The organism is Saccharothrix violaceirubra, assembly GCF_014203755.1.
Classification (GTDB): Bacteria; Actinomycetota; Actinomycetes; order Mycobacteriales; family Pseudonocardiaceae; genus Actinosynnema; species Actinosynnema violaceirubrum.
Map to the genome: position 1 here is coordinate 238,308 of NZ_JACHJS010000001.1, position 18,896 is coordinate 257,203.

Below are 18,896 nucleotides of genomic sequence, written 5' to 3' on the forward strand. Positions count from 1 at the left end.
TCATCACTGGAATTGAGAGGGACGCCTGATGCCAGGACGCACGCGTCGCGAAGGCGGCGGGGGCGAGCGCGGAGAGCGTCGCGACCGTCGTGACGGCGGCCGCGGCGGCGCGGCCCAGGAGAAGACCCCGCACCTGGAGCGCGTGGTTGCGATCAACCGCGTCTCCAAGGTCGTCAAGGGTGGTCGTCGCTTCAGCTTCACCGCGCTGGTCGTCGTCGGCGACGGCGACGGCATGGTCGGTGTCGGCTACGGCAAGGCCAAGGAAGTGCCGGCGGCGATCGCCAAGGGTGTGGAGGAGGCGAAGAAGAACTTCTTCCGCGTCCCCCGCATCGCGGGCACGATCCCTCACCCGGTCCAGGGCGAGAAGGCGGCCGGTGTCGTGCTGCTGCGTCCGGCTTCGGCCGGTACCGGTGTCATCGCCGGTGGCGCGGTCCGCGCGGTGCTGGAGTGCGCCGGTGTCCACGACGTGCTGTCCAAGTCGCTCGGCTCGGACAACGCGATCAACATCGTGCACGCCACCGTGGAGGCCCTGAAGGGTCTCCAGCGTCCCGAGGAGGTGGCGGCCCGTCGCGGTCTGCCGCTGGAGGACGTCGCCCCGGCCGGCATGCTGCGCGCCCGCGCAGGGGCGGTGTGACCATGGCCCAGCTCAAGGTGACCCAGGTCCGCAGCAGCATCGGTACCAAGCACAACCACCGTGAGTCCCTCCGGACCCTCGGGTTGCGCAAGATCCGCCAGTCGGTGGTCCGCGAGGACTCGCCGCAGGTGCGCGGTTTGATCCACACCGTGCGTCACCTGGTGGTCGTCGAGGAGGTCCAGTCGTGACCATCAAGATCCACGACCTTCGTCCGGCTCCGGGCGCCAAGCGGGCCAAGATCCGCGTCGGCCGCGGTGAGGGCTCGAAGGGCAAGACCGCCGGTCGCGGTACGAAGGGCACCGGGGCGCGCAAGAACGTCTCGCCGCGCTTCGAGGGTGGCCAGATGCCGCTGCACATGCGGCTGCCGAAGCTCAAGGGCTTCCGCAACCCGTTCCGCACCGAGTACCAGGTCGTCAACGTCTCCGACATCGCCCGGGTGTTCCCGGAGGGTGGCCGGGTCGACGTGGACGCGCTGGTGGACGCCGGCCTCGTGCGCAAGAACGAGCTGGTGAAGGTGCTGGGCGACGGCGACCTCGACGGCGTCAAGCTCGACGTCGTGGCGCACAAGTTCTCGCGCTCCGCGGTCGAGAAGATCACGGCGGCGAGCGGCACCACCACGGTGCTCTGAACGCCGCATGAACCGTGAACGGCCCCCGGGACTCCCGGGGGCCGTTCGCATTACCGACCCCGGTCTCGTTCGCTCACGGCGCAAATACGTCGGTCACCCGTACCGGCGTCACCCGCGGGTGTTCTCGGGGTCGCTATGGCGTCGGTGGATCAGGGTGTCGGGCGAGCACCGGAAATGCTCGTCACCGCCTTTCCGGCGGTATTGACGAGCCCCTCCGGCAGGGGTCGGCGCGGGCTCGGGCGTACCGGCCCGGTACGCCCGCGACCTGCCCGGGTACGGTCGAACTTGATCCATTCGGAGGCTTGCGGGCCGAAGGTTCCGATCAAGTGCGAAGTGTGAACGCCGACTGGCTACGGCGATCGGCCCGGTGGCTGTTAAAGTCGCGGGCTGAACCCGGATGTCGTCCGGGTCGGTCGCGGCTATCGCCACGTCCGCCGCTCGTCGGCGACAGCCCGACGGCAACCAGCAGGACTGTGCCGGCAACACGGTCGGTACCGCAGGAGATGCCGACCCCGATGGGCGGCAACGCTGATGGAGGTTCGCGTGCTCGGCGCATTCCGCTCGGCTCTCGCGACGCCGGACCTACGAAAGAAGATCCTCTTCACGTTGGGGATCGTCGTCGTGTACCGGTTGGGCGCGACCCTGCCCGCGCCGGGTGTCTCCTTCAAGAACGTGAAACAGTGCGTCGAGCAGGTGGACCAGCAGGGGATCTACTCCCTGATCAACCTGTTCAGCGGCGGCGCGCTGCTCAACTTGTCGATCTTCGCGCTGGGCATCATGCCCTACATCACCGCCAGCATCATCATCCAGCTGCTCACCGTCGTCATCCCGCGGTTCGAGCAGTTGAAGAAGGAAGGCCAGGCGGGCCAGGGCAAGCTCACGCAGTACACCCGGTACCTGACGATCGCGCTGGCCGTGCTCCAGTCCACGGGCATCATCGCCCTGGCCGTGCGCGACCAGCTGTTCCAGGACTGCCAGGTGCCGGTCATCCCGGACGAGAGCATCTTCTCGCTGTGCGTGCTGGTCGTGACGATGACCGCGGGCACCAGCGTGATCATGTGGCTCGGTGAGATCATCACCGAGAAGGGCATCGGCAACGGCATGTCGTTGCTGATCTTCACCGGCATCGCCGCCCGCATCCCGGCCGAGGGCCAGATCATCCTCAGCCGCGGCGGTCTCACCTTCTTCCTGGTCCTCGTGGCGGCGCTGCTGATCATTGCCAGCGTCATCTACGTCGAGCAGGCCCAGCGCCGGATCCCGGTGCAGTACGCGAAGCGCATGATCGGCCGCCGGATGTACGGCGGCACGTCGACCTACCTGCCGCTGAAGGTGAACCAGGCCGGTGTCATCCCGGTCATCTTCGCCTCGTCGCTGCTGTACCTGCCGGACCTGATCTCCCGGTTGACCGCCTCGAACGACGGGTCGGCGCCGGGCTGGTGGCAGACGTTCGTGCAGACGTACCTGGTCAGCCAGTCCAACCCCGTGCACATGGGGCTGTACTTCCTGCTGATCGTCTTCTTCACCTACTTCTACGTGGGCATCACGTTCAACCCGGACGAGCGTGCCGACGAGATGAAGAAGTTCGGTGGGTTCATCCCGGGTATCCGCCCCGGCCGGCCCACCGCCGAATACCTCCGCTTCGTCCTGGGGCGGATCACGCTGCCTGGCTCGCTCTACCTGGGCATCGTCGCCATCCTGCCGAACCTGTTCCTCGACCTGACCGGTCAGGGCCAGAACCAGAACTTCCCGTTCGGCGGTACCGCGGTGCTGATCATGGTCGGTGTCGGACTCGACACCGTGAAGCAGATCGAAAGCCAGCTCATGCAGCGCAATTACGAAGGGTTCCTCCGCTAGTGCGACTCGTTCTCGTCGGCCCGCCCGGAGCGGGCAAGGGCACCCAGGCCGGACTGCTCAAGAGCAAGCTCGGCGTGCCGCACATCTCCACCGGGGACCTCTTCCGCGCGCACATCGGCGAGCAGACGGACCTCGGCCGGGAGGTGCAGCAGTACCTCGACTCCGGTCGTCTCGTCCCCGACGAGGTGACCAACGAGATGGTGCGCGCCCGGCTCGCCGAGCCCGACGCCGCCGCCGGCTTCCTGCTCGACGGCTTCCCGCGCAACGTGGCCCAGGCGGGTGTCCTCGACGAGATCCTGGCCTCCGGCGGCCACAAGCTCGACGCCGTCGTGGAGTTCCGCATCGACGAGGAACTCGTCGTCGAGCGGCTGCTCGCCCGCGGGCGCACCGACGACAAGGAGGACGTGATCCGGCACCGGCAGGAGGTCTACCGCACGGAGACCGCGCCGCTGCTGGACCACTACTCCGGCATCCTGGTCACCGTCGACGCGGTGGGTGGGATCGACGAGATCAGCGAACGCGCGCTGGCCGCGCTTCGCGGCCCGAAGTGACCGGTGGACTCTTCGATGTCCTGCGCCGCGCGTTGCCGGGCGGTCGCGACCGCATGATCGAGATCAAGAGCCGCGGCCAGCTCGAGGCGATGCGCGCCTCGGGACTGGTCGTGGCGCGTACGTTGGCGGCCCTCGTCGGGCACGCCAAGGTCGGGGTCAGCACGGCCGAACTGGACGAGCTGGCCGAGACCACCATCCGCGAGGCGGGCGCCATCCCGTCGTTCAAGGGCTACCACGGGTTCCCGGCGAGCATCTGCGCCAGCGTGAACGAACAGGTGGTCCACGGCATCCCCAGTCGTACCCAGGTCCTCGCCGAGGGCGACCTGATCTCGATCGACTGCGGTGCCATCCTCGACGGCTGGCACGGCGACTCGGCCGTGACGGTCGAGATCGGCCAGGTCACCGAGGCCGAGCGCAGACTGTCCGAGGCCACCAGGCTGTCGATGCTCGCGGGCATCGCCGCGGCCGTGCCCGGCGGGCGCCTGAGCGACATCTCCTTCGCCATCGGCAACGAGACCGTGCGCGTCGGCCGTGAGCACGGCGTCACCTACGGCATCGTCGACGGCTACGGCGGCCACGGCATCGGTTCGAAGATGCACATGGACCCGTTCCTGCCCAACCGGGGCAAGCCCGGCAAGGGGCCCCGGCTCAAGGTCGGCATGGCCATCGCCATCGAGCCGATGCTGACCCTGGGCACCGAGCGCACCGTCGAACTCGACGACGGCTGGACCGTGATCACCGAGGACGGGTCGCGCGCGGCGCACTGGGAGCACAGCGTCGCCATCACCGACGACGGTCCGTGGGTGCTCACCGCGCCCGAGGAGTAGGGGCGACCCTGATGTCGTCACCCGGGGATTTGCGGGGGTTGGCCCCATGGTCGACGACGTCCGGCGACGGGACGATGAGCGCGTGAGCCAGCCTGTGCGCCCCGAGGACATCAGGGTTTCAGACGCCGAGCGCGAGGTGGTCGTGCGCCGCCTGCACACCGCGCACACCGACGGCAGCCTCGACCTGGCCGAGTTCGACGCCCGGGTGGTGAGCGCGTGGAACGCCAAGACCCGCGGGGACCTGCTGGTGCTCGTCGCCGACCTGCCCGAGGACGCCACGCGGGCCATGCCCGTCGTGCCGCTGGTCCCCCCGCCGCCGGTCCCGGCGCGCAAGAGCGGCGGACAGCGGGCGTTGCGGGCCCTGACCACCGTGTGGCTGAGCGTCAGCGCGTTCAACTTCGCGATCTGGCTGCTGGTGAGCCTGCTCGGCGGCGAGGGCTTCGTGCATCCGTGGTTCCTGTGGGTGGCCGTGCCGTGGGGTTCGGTCCTGGGCGTCGTCTGGCTGGCCACCGGCAAAACCCGCTGACCGGCGGATTTGGGCGTACTCCCAGGTCCGCGTAGTATGGACGGGTGGCGCACACGTCGCGCCGGTTCCGTCATGCCCGTGTCGGTGGCTTCCACTCGCGGGTGGACCGGGTTCGCAAGGGCCTGAGGAGTCGGGGTGTCGTGTGCCTCGCGACCGAAGCAACACCCACCGTCACGAAACGCGGAGGACATGGGCAAGAAGGACGGGGCCATTGAGGTCGAGGGCCGCGTAGTCGAGCCGCTCCCCAACGCGATGTTCCGCGTCGAGTTGGAGAACGGGCACAAGGTCCTGGCTCACATCAGCGGCAAGATGCGCCAGCACTACATCCGTATCCTCCCCGAGGACCGGGTTGTCGTGGAGCTCTCGCCCTACGACCTGTCCCGAGGGCGCATCGTCTACCGCTACAAGTGACCTCTGACGCAGGAGCTCAGGCGTGAAGGTCCAGCCGAGCGTCAAGAAGATCTGCGACAAGTGCAAGGTGATCCGCCGTCACGGTCGGGTCATGGTGATCTGCGAGAACCTGCGCCACAAGCAGCGCCAGGGCTGAGCGAGCACATCGCACTCGTCGAGTCTTCCGACGCGACACGAATAGAACTCCCCGCACCTGCGTGCACACCGTGCACGCGCACCCCCGGACTCCAGGCCGGGGCCGGGACGCCGATCGCGAGAGCGGTCGGAACTGACACAGCGAGTCAGTCCCGGAATCGGACGGGGAGCAGACCTGGAGCGACATCATTGTGAGGAGCTAGCGCCGTATGGCACGACTCGCTGGCGTAGACCTCCCCCGCGAGAAGCGGTTGGAGATCGCGCTCACCTACATCTTCGGCATCGGCCGTACGCGGTCGAAGGAAGTGCTGAAGGCGACCGAGATCTCGCCCGACGTCCGGGTCAAGGACCTTGGTGACGACGACCTGACGAAGCTCCGCGAGTTCATCGAGAGCAACTTCAAGGTCGAGGGTGACCTCCGCCGCGAGGTCGCGGCCGACATCCGCCGCAAGATGGAGATCGGCTGCTACGAGGGCCTGCGCCACCGTCGCAACCTGCCCGTCCGCGGGCAGCGCACCAAGACGAACGCGCGCACTCGCAAGGGTCCGAAGAAGACCGTTGCGGGCAAGAAGAAGGCCGGCAAGAAGTAAGACCTCGCGTACCTAACAGGAGATCACCAAGACATGCCACCCAAGTCCCGTCAGGGCGCCGGGGTCAAGAAGGTCCGGCGCAAGGAAAAGAAGAACGTCTCGCACGGCCAGGCCCACATCAAGAGCACGTTCAACAACACCATCGTGTCCATCACGGACCCGCTGGGCAACGTGATCAGCTGGGCTTCCGCCGGCCACGTCGGCTTCAAGGGCTCCCGCAAGTCGACCCCGTTCGCCGCCCAGATGGCAGCCGAGAACGCCGCGCGCAAGGCCGCCGAGCACGGCATGCGCAAGGTGGACGTGTTCGTGAAGGGTCCCGGCTCCGGCCGTGAGACCGCGATCCGTTCCCTCCAGGCCGCCGGCCTGGAAGTCGGCACCATCCAGGACGTGACCCCGCAGCCCCACAACGGCTGCCGCCCGCCCAAGCGGCGCCGGGTCTGAGGCACGGGGAGGAGTAACAGATGGCTCGCTACACCGGACCGGCAACGCGTATCTCGCGCCGGCTCAAGGTCGACCTCGTCGGTGGGGACCAGGCGTTCGAGCGCCGTCCCTACCCGCCCGGCCAGCACGGCCGCGGCCGGGTCAAGGAGTCCGAGTACCTGCTTCAGCTCCAGGAGAAGCAGAAGGCCCGCTACACGTACGGCGTGCTGGAGAAGCAGTTCCGCCGCTACTACGAGGAAGCGGTCCGCCGCACCGGCAAGACCGGTGAGAACCTGCTCCAGATCCTGGAGTCGCGGTTGGACAACGTGGTGTACCGCTCGGGTCTCGCGCGTACCCGCCGTCAGGCCCGCCAGCTGGTCAGCCACGGTCACTTCATCGTGAACGGCCACAAGGTCAACATCCCGAGCTTCCGGGTGTCGAAGTTCGACATCATCGACGTCAAGCCGAAGTCGCTGCCGACGCTGCCCTTCGAGGCCGCGCGTGCCTCGTTCGGCGACCGGCCGATCCCGGCCTGGCTCCAGGTCGTGCCGTCTTCGCTGCGCATCCTGGTGCACCAGCTCCCGGAGCGGGCGCAGATCGACACGCCCGTCACCGAGCAGCTCATCGTCGAGCTCTACTCGAAGTGATCCTCCCGGGGGGACCGCCGCGGCGGTCCCCCCGGTCGGGTCCCGCGGCGGCACGGAATGGTGTGCCGCACGCGTTCGCCGGTCTCCGCGACCGGCTCTCCCGACGTCATATGGCGGTCGTCGGGTTGGAGAGAGGAAGAACCCAGTGCTGATTTCCCAGCGCCCCTCGCTCAGCGAGGACGCGGTCAACGAGACCCGCTCCCGGTTCGTCATCGAGCCGCTGGAGCCGGGCTTCGGCTACACCCTCGGCAACTCCATCCGCCGGACCCTCCTGTCGTCCATCCCGGGCGCGGCGGTGACCAGCATCCGCATCGACGGCGTGCTGCACGAGTTCACCACCGTTCCGGGCGTCAAGGAGGACGTCACCGACATCATCCTCAACCTCAAGGAGCTGGTCGTCAGCTCCGAGGAGGACGAGCCGGTGACCATGTACCTGCGCAAGCAGGGACCCGGTGCGGTGACCGCCGGCGACATCGTGCCCCCGGCCGGTGTCACCGTGCACAACCCCGACCTGCACATCGCGACCCTGAACGGCAAGGGCAAGCTGGAGATCGAGCTCGTCGTCGAGCGCGGTCGCGGCTACGTCCCCGCCGTCCAGAACAAGCAGGCCGGTGCCGAGATCGGCCGCATCCCCGTCGACTCGATCTACTCGCCCGTCATGAAGGTGACCTACAAGGTCGAGGCCACCCGTGTCGAGCAGCGGACCGACTTCGACAAGCTGATCCTCGACGTCGAGACCAAGCCCTCCATCACGCCGCGCGACGCCGTCGCGTCCGCGGGCAAGACGCTGGTGGAGCTGTTCGGTCTCGCGCGCGAGCTGAATGTCGACGCCGAGGGCATCGAGATCGGACCGTCGCCCGCCGAGGCCGACACCATCGCGGCGTTCGCGATGCCGATCGAGGACCTGGACCTCACCGTCCGGTCCTACAACTGCCTCAAGCGCGAGGGCATCCACACCGTGGGTGAACTCGTGTCGCGCAGCGAGGCGGACCTGCTGGACATCCGCAACTTCGGTGCGAAGTCGATCGACGAGGTCAAGATGAAGCTCGTCGGGCTCGGCCTCGCGCTCAAGGACAGCCCCCCTGGGTTCGACCCGTCGGCCGCCGCGTCCGACTACCCCACCGAGGGTTGGGGCGTGGACACCTCCGTGGACACGCACGACGACGGCCAGGACTACGCGGAGACCGAGCAGCTCTGAGGCCGTCAGCGGCCGGGCCGGAGCAGAGGATCAGGAAAGAATCCGAGGAGCAAGTCGATGCCCACCCCCACGAAGGGCCGCCGACTCGGCGGTTCCCCGGCCCACGAGCGGCTGCTGCTGGCCAACCTGGCCACCTCGCTGTTCACCCACGGCCGGATCACCACGACCGAGGCCAAGGCCAAGCGCCTGCGCCCGTACGCCGAGAAGCTGATCACGAAGGCGAAGATCGGCGACCTGCACAACCGTCGCGAGATCCTCAAGGTCATCCGTGACAAGGACATCGTGCACAAGCTGTTCGCCGAGATCGGCCCGCAGTTCGCGGACCGGGCCGGCGGTTACACCCGCATCACCAAGACGCTGCCGCGCAAGGGCGACAACGCCCCCATGGCCGTGATCGAGCTGGTGCAGGAGAAGACCGTCACCTCCGAGGCCGAGCGTGCCCGCAAGACCAAGTTCGCCAAGGACGAGGCGCCCAAGGCCGCCGTCGTCGAGGAGAACGAGGTCGAGGCGACCGAGGCTGAGTCGACCGAGGCTGAGGCCGAGGCCGTCGAGGTCAAGGACGAAGACAAGAAGGACGAGTCCTGACGGACGAGATTCTTCCCGCCGAGCCCGTTGTCCCCACTGGGGGCGACGGGCTCGGCGGCGTTCGTGTGCGGTTCGACCTGGCTTATGACGGGACCGGGTTCTCGGGGTGGGCTCGGCAGCCTGGGCGGCGGACCGTGTGCGGGGTGCTGGAGGACACGTTGTCCAAGGTGCTGCGCGAGGACGTGAACCTGACCGTGGCCGGGCGGACCGATGCCGGTGTGCACGCCGCCGGGCAGGTCGCGCACGCGGATCTGCCCGGCGGTGTCGATGTGCCGGGGCTGCCCAAGCGGTTGGCGCGTGCGTTGCCGGACGATGTGCGGGTGTTCGCGGCGCGGGTGGTGCCGGGTGAGTTCGATGCGCGGTTCTCGGCCTTGCGGAGGCACTACGAGTACCGGGTGACGGATGCGGATTCGGGGGCGCACCCGTTGCGGCGGTTGGACACCCTGGCGTGGCCGCGTCCGCTGGATCTCGACGCGTTGAACGCGGCGTCGGCGTTGTTGTTGGGGGAGCGGGATTTCTGCGCGTTCTGCCGGCGGCGTGAGGGTGCTACGACGATCCGTGAGTTGCAGCGGTTGGAGTGGTCACGGGATGGGGACGTGTTGACCGCTTTCGTGTCTGCGGATGCGTTTTGCCACTCGATGGTGCGGAGTCTGGTGGGGGCTTTGCTTGCCGTCGGTGAGGGGCGCAAGCCGGTCGAGTGGCCTGCTTCGCTGTTGTCTTTGAGTGCGCGGGCCAGTGGGGTGACGGTGGCTCCGCCGCACGGGTTGGCTCTGGTGCGGGTGGACTACCCGGAGGATGCCTCGCTTGCCGCTCGGGCTTTGGTCACGCGCAACGTCCGGGTTTCTCCCGGGACGTAGAGCTTTCCCGCACTCGCGAGTTGTGCGTTCGGACACCGCGAGTTGTGCGTTCAGGCACCGTGAAGCCGCGCCCGCCTCCACGGGGAGACGGGCGCGGGTGTCGTGTGTGCCCGGGTCAGCGGCGACGGCCGCAGAGGCGGGCGATGATCGTGGCCGCGAAGGGGCTGTGCTCCAGCTTGGCGACCAGTTCCGCGTAGTCGCGGTGTGCGCAGTCCTCGGCGGTGATGAGGGATGCGGCCTGCTCCGCCGGCTCCGTTGTCGTGGGTGCCTGGCTCTCCGACGGCGGTGGCGGGGGTTCGGTCGGGGTCGGGGTGGGCCCGACCGGTTCCGTTGTCGACGGGTCCGTCGTGGTCGGGGGCGTGGTGGCCGCCGACGGGTCCACCGTGGTCGGGTCGGTCGGTTCCGCCGTGGTGGTGGGCTCCGTGGTCGGGGTGGGTTCGGGGGTCTCGGTCGGAGGTTTCTCCTCTTCACCGGGTGCCAAGGGTGTGACCTCGACCGTGCCGTCCGAGTACGTGCGCATCCAGCTCTCGACCAGTTCCACGTACGTCTTGGAGTGGTTGTACCGGTACAGGGCGGCGTCCAGGTCGGATTGCCGTTCCAGGTCGAAGTCGCCCGAGCACAGGTAACGGCCTGCCGCCACGGCCGAGTCGACGATGTTGTGCGGGCTGGTCACGCCGTCGCCGTTGCCGTCCACCCCGTAACGCCGCCAGGTGCCGGGGATGAACTGCATCGGGCCGACCGCGCGGTCCCACGTCGGGTCGTCGTCGTGTTCGCCGCCGTCGGTGTCGTGGATGGCCGCGTACGCGCCGCCGTCGAGCACCGGGCCGAGGATGTGCGGGCGGGCCTCGCCGTCCGGGGTCGCCCGGCCGCCCCTGGCGTGACCGGATTCGACCTGGCCCACGCCCGCGAGGTGGTACCACCGCAGGTGGCAGCCCGGGTGTGACTCGGCGAGTGCCTTTTCCGCCGTGCGGTACGCGGCGAGGACGTTCGACGGGATGCCGTGGTCGGCCGGTGCCGGCAGGGGCAGGGCCGACTCCTCGGGTTCGGGTGGTGCGGGTGGCGGGCCGACGTCCCTGATCACGTCGTTCGGCGTGTCGTCCGCGGCACGGGGCTTGGCCGACGTCCGGTACTCGACGGCCCGCACGGGTTCGACCCGCGGCGGTGCGGCGGTCGGCACGGTGGCCACGGAGCCCGGTGCGGCGGTGAGCAGGGCGCACACGACCGCGGCGATCACGGTGAGCGCTGCTCGTCTGCGGTGGACGGTGGAGCGGAATCGTGAACGCACGGTGTCCCCAACGGCTAGGTGGTGAACGCGGTCCCCGTCGACTTCTAGCACGGCCGTCGGACCCATTAGCGGGGTCGGTGCGGGAAGTTCCCTCGAAAGAATGGCCGGTGATGATCACATAATCGACACTCCGGTCCTGACCTACCTCGATGCGGTGAAAACCCGCTCGTGCGAATGCGCTGCCGGCGGAATGGGATGAGGGTTCCCTCGGGTTCGTCCCGCCTTTCCTGATCGACAGCAGCCTCGAAGGGGGCCACGCCGTGGCACGTTCCAGGTTCTCCCGTCGAATAGCCGCGGCACTCGTGTCCGCCGGTGTGGTCGCGTGTTCGGTGGTGGTCTCCGCGCCGACCGCGAACGCGGCGGTCGTCCGACCGTTCACCCTCAATTTCAACGAGGAGGTGTACGGCGACTTCATCGAGGTCGGCAACACGGTCACCACGTGCCCCTCCGGCGCCGATCCGATCGACCCCCTGACGGCCGAGCCGCACGAGAACTGCGACACCGCCCAGGGCGGCACGCTCCCCAACGCCAACGCCGGCAACGACGCGTACTACATGCGCTGGTACGACGTCGACGGCCAGGGCAACACGGTCAACTCGACGCGGGCCTCGATCACGATCCCGCCCGGTGCGCGGGTCGACTACGCCCGGCTGAACTGGGCCGGCGACACCGGCACCATCCGCCTGGCCGACGGCACGGTCTCCCCCACGCCGGGGTGCAGCACCCGCCAGTTCCTCGGCGGCGCGGGCACGTCGAACCTGCCCTCGGGCACCCCCGAGTCCACGTCCGTGCGGGTCACCATCGGCGGCGGCACCCAGACGTCCTACGCGCCGCAGGTGATCAGCCGCGACGCGCTGGCCAACGTGCCCAACAGCCAGCCCCAGTTCTACTCGGCGTACGCGAACGTCACGAGCCAGTTCGCCGCCGCGCCGACCGGTTCGGCCCAGACCATCACGGTCGGCAACATCTGGACCCCCGAGGGCTTCGGCTGCTTCGGCGGTTGGTCGCTGGTCCTGGTCTACGCCTATGACCAGCCCGATGCCACCTACGCGCCGACCAAGCGGGAGATCTTCCTCTACGACGGCCACGTGCGGCAGTCGTCGGCGGACCCGGCGACCACGACCACGGTGTCCGGCTTCCGCGTGGCGGCCAACGGCGTGCGCGCCGGCCTGACCGCGTTCGAGGGCGACGCCAACATCACCGGCGACCAGTTCTCGATCAACGGAACGGCGGTCACGGAACCACTGCCGGGCGGCTCGGACACGAACTACTTCGTGTCGAACTCGAACGGCGACACGACACCCTCGACGGTCAACAACCTGAGCGTCGACGCCAAGGAATTCCCCACGACCCTGCTGCCCGTGGGTTCGACGTCGGCGACACTCACGTTCAGTACCAGCGGCGACACGTACATGGCGACGAACCTGGTGCTCTCCGTACCGATCCCGTCGGTGAGCCTGAAGAAGGTCGTCACGTCCGCGACCACGGTCCGACCCGGCGACACGGTGAACTACGAGATCACGGTGGTCGCGCCGGGTAGTTCGAACGCGGTCGGCGTGAGCGTCGCCGACCCGCTGGCCTCCGGCTGCAACCGGGCCATCGGCAACCTGACCGCCGGTACCCCGTACGTCTACACCTGCTCGGGACCCGCGCCCGACGACGACTTCACGAACGTCGCGACCGCCTCGGGTCTCAGCGACTTCGGTGATCCGGTGACCGGCAGCGGCCAGGCGGCCGTCACGGTGATCAACCCCGAGTTGACGATCACCAAGGTGCCGGACCAGTCGACGTACACCACCGGCCAGACGATCACCTTCACGATCACGGTGACCAACACCGGCAACTCGGCGTTGACCAACGTCAGCGTCGCGGACCCGGGCGTGCCGTCCTGCGCCTCGCTGCCGCAACCGCTGGCCGAAGGCGGCTCGTTCACCTACACGTGCACGGCGACCGCGCCGCTGGCCAGCGACACCAACACCGCGACCGTCACGGGCACGGACGCCCTCAACGGACCGGTGACCGCGTCGGCCACGGCCAGCGCGCCCACGCCGAGCGTCGTCACCGGCCGCGTGTTCAGCGACCGCAACAACAACGGCGTGTTCGAGAGCGGCCAGGGCGACACCGGCATCCTCGGCGTGCCGGTCCGCCTGCTCGGCTCGACCACGGCGGGCGTCCCGGTCGACACGACCGTGAACACGATCGCGAACGGCACGTACACCTTCACCAACGTCGTCGCCGGTACGTACTCGATCATCGAGTCCACCCAGCCGGTGGACTTCGACGACGGCATCGACACGCCGGGCACCAGTTCGTCGCCCAGCTCGAACGACCGGTTCACCCTGGTCAAGGCCGGCGGCGTGGACAGCACGGGCAACAACTTCGCCGAACGTCCCACGTCGAGCCTGTCCGGTTCGGTCTACGAGGACACCAACGGCAACGGATCGCGTGACGGCGGCGAGCCCGGTCTGTACGGCGTGGCCGTCAGCCTGTTCGGCACCGACAGCGCGGGCAACAGCGTCTCGTTCGCCACGTCGACCGTCAGCGACGGCCTGTACTCGTTCCAGGGCCTGCGGCCGGGCAGCTACCTGCTCGCCGAGGAGACCCAGCCGGCCTCCTACGCCGACGGCGCCGAGGAGGCGGGCACGGCGGGTGGTGTGCCCAACGGCGGCGACGCGATCATCAACATCAACCTGGACCCCCGCACCGACGGGACCGGGTACACGTTCGGCGAGTACGTCGGCGCCACGCTGACCGGTCGGGTGTTCGACGACGGCGGCAACGGCATCCCGAACGTGCAGATCAACATCGCCGGACCGGGTGCGTTCACGACCACGACGGGACCCGACGGCACCTACTCGTTCTCGAACCTGCCCCCGGGCACGTACACGGTGACCGAGGTCCAGCCGGTCGGGTACGGCGACGGCGCCGAGACCGCGGGCACCGCCGGCGGCATCCCGGGTCCGATCGCGACCGACCAGATCACCAACATCGTGCTGCCGTCGCGGGCGACCGCCTCCGGCTACACGTTCGCGGAGGACCGCGGTTCGCTGGCCGGCACCGTGTACGAGGACATCGACAACGACGGCGTCAAGGACATCGGCGAGAACGGTCTGTCGGGCGTGTTCGTGACGCTGACCGGCACCGACTACCTCGGCCGTGGCGTGAACATCAACACGCTCACCGCCGCGAACGGCACGTACTCGTTCGCCAACCTGGTGGGCGGCTCGTACACGCTGACCGAGGTCCAGCCGGGCGCGTTCGCCGACGGCAAGGAGACGATCGGCAACTCGGGCGGTGTGCTCAGCCCGCCGAACTCGATCACCACGATCCCGTTGGCCGGCGGGTTCGACGCCACCGGCTACCTGTTCGGCGAGTTCGTGGCCGCGACGCTGTCCGGTCGGGTGGTCGACGACGCCGGCACCGGCATCGCCGGTGTGGTGATCTCGGCCACGAACGGCGACGGCACGGTCACCGCGACCACCATCGCGGACGGCACGTACTCGTTCCCGTCGCTGCCGCCGGGCACGTACACGATCACCGAGGCGCAGCCCACGGGCTACGGCGACAGTACGGACACCGTCGGCTCGGCCGGCGGTACCTACTCGGCACCGGACTCGTTCGTCGGCGTGGTCCTGCCGTCCGCGACGACCGCGACCGGCTACGAGTTCACGGAGGACCGGGCCTCGCTGGCCGGCACCGTGTACGAGGATCTGAACGGCAACGGCACCAAGCAGCCGTTGGAGCCGGGCATCGCCGGCGTGACGGTCGCGTTGACCGGTCTGGACGCGCTGAGCGCGCCGGTCTCGCTGACCACGACCACGGGCTCGGACGGCACGTTCCTGTTCGAGGGTCTGCTCGGCGGCACCTACACGCTGACCGAGACGACGCCGGCCACCTACGCCGACGGCATCGACGTGCCGGGCAGCGCGGGCGGTACGGCCAACCCGCCGGACTCCATCGTCACCATCCCGCTCGGCGGCGGTGTCGAGGGTGACGGCTACCTGTTCGCCGAGTACAAGGGCGTCGGGCTGTCCGGTTCGGTCGTGAACGACCAGGGCAACGGCATCGCGGGCGTCACGCTCACGCTGACCGGTCCCGGCGGTCCGTACACGCAGGTGACCGCCAACGACGGCACCTACGCGTTCACCAACCTGCCGCCCGGCACGTACACGCTCGTCGAGACGCAGCCCCTGGGCTACGCCGACGGCACCGAGACGGTCGGCACGGCCGGCGGCACCGCGACCGACAACCAGATCGCGGGCATCGTGATCCCGTCGGGCGGCTCGGCGACGGGCTACCAGTTCGCCGAGGACCGCGGTTCGCTGTCCGGCACGGTGTACGAGGACGCGGACGGCAGCGGCACCAAGCAGCCGCTCGAACCGGGCATCGCCGGCGTCACCGTGACGCTGACCGGTCTGGACGCCGCGAGCAACTCGGTCTCGCTGACCACCACCACGGGCTCGGACGGCACGTACACGTTCACCGGCCTGCTCGGCGGCACGTACACGGTCACCGAGACGACGCCGGCGACGTACACCGACGGCATCGACGTGGTCGGCTCGGCGGGCGGCACGCTCGAACCGCCGGACTCGATCGTGTCGATCGGGCTCGACCCGGGCGAGGACGCCACCGGCTACCTGTTCGGCGACTACAAGGGCGCGTCGTTGGCCGGTTCGGTCCTCGACGACGGCGGCAACGGCATCTCCGGTGTCACGGTGACGCTGACCGGCCCCGGTGGTCCGTTCACCGCGACCACCGACTCGTCCGGCACGTTCTCGTTCACCGGCCTGGCGCCGGGCACGTACGCGCTGTCCGAGGCCCAGCCGACCGGCTACGGCGACGGCGCGGAGACCGCGGGCACCGCGGGCGGCACGACCTCGGACAACCTGATCTCCGCCATCGTGCTGACCTCCGGCACGGCGGCGACCGGGTACTCGTTCGCCGAGGACCGCGGCTCGCTGGCGGGTTCGGTGTTCGAGGACCAGAACGGCAACGGCTCCCGCCAGATCGGTGAACCGGGCATCGAGAACGTGACGGTGACGCTCACCGGCACGGCGGTCGGCGGTGCGTCCGTCAGCCTGACGACGACCACGGCCGTCGACGGCGGGTACGTCTTCGAGAACCTGGTCGGCGGCACGTACACCGTCGCCGAGCCGACCCAGCCGACGGGCTACCTCGACGGCGTCGACACGGCCGGCACCTCGGGCGGCACGGCGACCCCGCCGGACTCGATCGTGAACCTCACGCTCGCGGGCGGGGCGGACGCGACCGGGTACCTGTTCTCCGAGTACGTGGGCACGTCGATCAGTGGGTACGTGCTCGACGACGCCGAGGACGGCGTGGCCGGTGTGACGATCACGCTGACCGGTCCCGGCGGGCCGTTCACGGTCCAGACCGGCAGCGACGGTCTGTGGGCGTTCCTCGGTCTCGCGCCGGGCACGTACACGGTCACCGAGACCCAGCCGCTCGGGTACCTGGACGGTCCGGACACGGCCGGCACCGCCGGCGGCACGCCGGGGTCCGACGCGTTCACCGGGATCGTGCTGGTCTCCGGCCAGGTCGCGACGGGCTACACGTTCACCGAGGACCGGGGCTCGATCGCGGGCATCGTGTTCGACGACCTCGACGGCGACGGCGTGCTCGACCTCGGCGAGGTCGGCATCCCCGGCGTGACGCTCACGTTGACCGGTACCGACGACGCCAGTGGTGCGGTCACGCTGACCGCGGTCACCGACAGCGGCGGCAACTACACCTTCGACGTCATCGGCGGCACGTACGCGATCACCGAGACGCAGCCGACGGCCTTCGTCGACGGCACGGAGACCGCGGGCACGGCCGGCGGCGAGATCGAACCGCCCGACTCGATCGTGGCCATCGACCTCGATCCGGGCGAGGACGCCACCGGTTACCTGTTCGCCGACCTGAAGGGCGCGTCCGTCAGCGGCTACGTGCTCGACCAGAACGGCGACGGCATCGCGGGCGTCACGATCACGCTGGTCGGTCCGACGGCCGGGGCGAGCGTCCCGCCGCCGTCGCAGACGACGGTGACGAACTCTGAGGGCTTCTTCCAGTTCCTGGGCCTCAAGCCGGGCAGCTACTCGCTCATCGAGAGCCAGCCGCCGGGTTACCAGGACGGTGGCGACCAGGCCGGCGACGGCGGCGGTTCCGCGGGCAACGACACGATCACCGACATCGAACTCAGCCCCGGCCAGGAGGCCCAGGACTACGAGTTCGCCGAGGTGTCGGGGTCGATCGCGGGCACCGTGTTCGTCGACAAGGACGACGACGGCGTCCTCGACCCGGGCGAGGTCGGCATCGAGGGCGTGCAGCTCGCGCTGCTGCCCGACGGCAACCCGCCGGTCACGCTCACGACCACCGACCAGGACGGCAACTTCGTCTTCACCAACCTGGCGGCGGGCGAGTACACCATCGCCGAGAACCAGCCCACCGGGTACGGGCAGGGCCAGGTCGTCGTCGGTACCGGCGGCGGCACGGTGGAGGGCGACGTCATCGAGGGCATCGTGGTGCCCACCGGTCAGGCCGTGACGGAATACCTGTTCGCGGAGCTGGCGGGCACGATCAGCGGTGTCGTCTGGGAGGACGACAACGGCGACGGCGAACTCGCCGGCGAACCCGGCCGGCTCGCGGGCGTGACGATCGTGCTCCAGGACGACGAGGGCACGGAGATCGCCACCACCGTGACGGACGTCAACGGCGGCTACTCGTTCCCGAACCTGATCGCCGGTGACTACACCGTCGTGGAGGAGCAGCCGGACGGCTACGGGTCGACCACGCCGAACTCGGTCGACGTGACGATCACCGACGACACCGGTGCGACGGTGGACTTCGGCGACCAGCAGGGTTCCATCGGTGACTTCGTCTGGGACGACACCGACCGCGACGGTGTCCAGGACGCGGGCGAGCCCGGCATCCCGGACATCACCGTCGAGCTGCTCAGCCAGACCGACGAGGTGCTCAAGACCGCGATCACCGACGAGAACGGCCACTACCGGTTCGTCGGCATCGAGGCCGGGCTGTACGGGATCCACGTGGTCGCGCCGGCCGGGTGGACGTTCACCACGCCGGGCGTCGGCGACGACGCGACCAACTCCGACGTCGGCCGGGAGACCGGTCTCGCGGAGCCGATCCAGATCACGCTGACCGGCGACGACATCACCCAGAACGCGAACGTGGACGCGGGCCTCGTGCCGGTCGCGGTCGACCTCGCGGTGGAGTTGACGGTCGACCCGGAGACGTCCTGGGTCGGTGGTTGGGTCACCTTCGCCGGTCGGGTCGGCAACGCCGGCACGGTCACCATCGCCGGTTCCCGGACCGTGATCACGGTCCCGGTCCAGCTCGGGATCGTGGAGATCACCGGTGACGGGTGGACGTGCGGCGTCGCGGGTCAGGTCGTCACCTGCACCAACGACGCGGTGCTCGAACCCGGGCACGTGACGCCGTTCGTTCTGGTCAAGACGGCCGTGATGAGCACGTTCACGGACGTGGCCGCGACCGCGGCGGTGACGCTGATCAACGGCGAGGCGGACGAGAACCCGCTCAACGACACGGCGACCGTGACCGTGTCCGCGACGGAGGAGCAGCCGCCTCCGCCGCCGGTGCAGCCCGGACCTCCGCTGGCCTGGACCGGTGTGTCCGGTGTCCTGCCGCTGCTGTTCCTCGGCCTGGGCATCCTGGTCGTCGGTGCGGTGACGGTGCGGATGACCACGCGCAAGCGGTAGTCCGCGAGT

At 69.2% G+C, this 18,896-nt stretch carries 17 protein-coding genes; 16 read left to right on the forward strand and 1 reads right to left on the reverse strand.

The genetic code is table 11. The annotated features are described in order from the left end of the window. Positions 1–28 precede the first annotated feature (28 nt). The 15 genes from rpsE (at position 29) to truA (ending at position 9,863) form a co-directional block, all read left to right on the forward strand. Complete coding sequence (gene rpsE, locus F4559_RS01305) at positions 29–634, forward strand: 30S ribosomal protein S5 (protein ID WP_121224926.1); 606 nt, start codon at positions 29–31, stop codon at positions 632–634. A 2-nt stretch (positions 635–636) separates the two neighbouring features. Continuing rightward, on the forward strand, positions 637–822 hold the full coding sequence (gene rpmD, locus F4559_RS01310) for a 50S ribosomal protein L30 (protein ID WP_184665758.1): 186 nt from the start codon (positions 637–639) through the stop codon (positions 820–822). Then, the gene (gene rplO, locus F4559_RS01315; protein WP_184665759.1) at positions 819–1,262 is read left to right on the forward strand and encodes a 50S ribosomal protein L15; all 444 of its coding nucleotides are present in this window, start codon (positions 819–821) and stop codon (positions 1,260–1,262) included. Before rpmD ends, rplO begins: the two co-directional genes overlap by 4 nt. Positions 1,263–1,805: 543 nt before the next feature. Continuing rightward, entirely contained in the window at positions 1,806–3,116 is a 1,311-nt protein-coding gene (secY, locus tag F4559_RS01320) for a preprotein translocase subunit SecY (RefSeq protein ID WP_184665760.1), read from the forward strand. Further along, entirely contained in the window at positions 3,116–3,667 is a 552-nt protein-coding gene (locus F4559_RS01325) for an adenylate kinase (RefSeq protein WP_184665761.1), read from the forward strand. The genes secY and F4559_RS01325 overlap by 1 nt, the downstream gene beginning before the upstream one ends. A gap of 53 nt (positions 3,668–3,720) precedes the next feature. After that, entirely contained in the window at positions 3,721–4,494 is a 774-nt protein-coding gene (map, locus tag F4559_RS01330) for a type I methionyl aminopeptidase (protein ID WP_184675341.1), read from the forward strand. An 82-nt stretch (positions 4,495–4,576) separates the two neighbouring features. Next, on the forward strand, positions 4,577–5,020 hold the full coding sequence (locus tag F4559_RS01335) for a DUF1707 SHOCT-like domain-containing protein (RefSeq protein ID WP_184665762.1): 444 nt from the start codon (positions 4,577–4,579) through the stop codon (positions 5,018–5,020). Between the two features lie 189 nt (positions 5,021–5,209). After that, positions 5,210–5,431 (forward strand): translation initiation factor IF-1, encoded by a 222-nt coding sequence (infA, locus tag F4559_RS01340; protein ID WP_005166804.1) that lies wholly within the window; start codon positions 5,210–5,212, stop codon positions 5,429–5,431. A gap of 22 nt (positions 5,432–5,453) precedes the next feature. Continuing rightward, the gene (gene rpmJ / locus F4559_RS01345; RefSeq protein WP_010148647.1) at positions 5,454–5,567 is read left to right on the forward strand and encodes a 50S ribosomal protein L36; all 114 of its coding nucleotides are present in this window, start codon (positions 5,454–5,456) and stop codon (positions 5,565–5,567) included. A gap of 208 nt (positions 5,568–5,775) precedes the next feature. Then, positions 5,776–6,156: a 30S ribosomal protein S13 gene (gene rpsM / locus F4559_RS01350; RefSeq protein WP_184665763.1), complete on the forward strand. Its 381-nt coding sequence runs from the start codon at positions 5,776–5,778 to the stop codon at positions 6,154–6,156. A gap of 33 nt (positions 6,157–6,189) precedes the next feature. Further along, positions 6,190–6,597: a 30S ribosomal protein S11 gene (gene rpsK, locus F4559_RS01355; RefSeq protein ID WP_184665764.1), complete on the forward strand. Its 408-nt coding sequence runs from the start codon at positions 6,190–6,192 to the stop codon at positions 6,595–6,597. A 20-nt stretch (positions 6,598–6,617) separates the two neighbouring features. Continuing rightward, positions 6,618–7,223 (forward strand): 30S ribosomal protein S4, encoded by a 606-nt coding sequence (rpsD, locus tag F4559_RS01360; RefSeq protein ID WP_184665765.1) that lies wholly within the window; start codon positions 6,618–6,620, stop codon positions 7,221–7,223. A 145-nt stretch (positions 7,224–7,368) separates the two neighbouring features. Then, positions 7,369–8,421 (forward strand): DNA-directed RNA polymerase subunit alpha, encoded by a 1,053-nt coding sequence (locus tag F4559_RS01365; protein WP_184665766.1) that lies wholly within the window; start codon positions 7,369–7,371, stop codon positions 8,419–8,421. Positions 8,422–8,478: 57 nt separating this feature from the next. Continuing rightward, on the forward strand, positions 8,479–9,006 hold the full coding sequence (rplQ, locus tag F4559_RS01370) for a 50S ribosomal protein L17 (protein ID WP_184665767.1): 528 nt from the start codon (positions 8,479–8,481) through the stop codon (positions 9,004–9,006). A gap of 65 nt (positions 9,007–9,071) precedes the next feature. Continuing rightward, positions 9,072–9,863, forward strand: coding sequence for a tRNA pseudouridine(38-40) synthase TruA (gene truA, locus F4559_RS01375; protein WP_184665768.1), 792 nt, complete (start codon positions 9,072–9,074; stop codon positions 9,861–9,863). A 115-nt stretch (positions 9,864–9,978) separates the two neighbouring features. On the opposite strand, the gene F4559_RS35735 is transcribed toward truA, so the two are convergent. Continuing rightward, positions 9,979–11,097: a lytic transglycosylase domain-containing protein gene (locus tag F4559_RS35735; RefSeq protein ID WP_184665769.1), complete on the reverse strand. Its 1,119-nt coding sequence runs from the start codon at positions 11,095–11,097 to the stop codon at positions 9,979–9,981. Between the two features lie 311 nt (positions 11,098–11,408). On the opposite strand from F4559_RS35735, the gene F4559_RS01385 reads away from it, so the two are divergent. Continuing rightward, positions 11,409–18,887, forward strand: coding sequence for an SdrD B-like domain-containing protein (locus F4559_RS01385; RefSeq protein ID WP_184665770.1), 7,479 nt, complete (start codon positions 11,409–11,411; stop codon positions 18,885–18,887). The last annotated feature ends 9 nt before the right edge of the window (positions 18,888–18,896 follow it).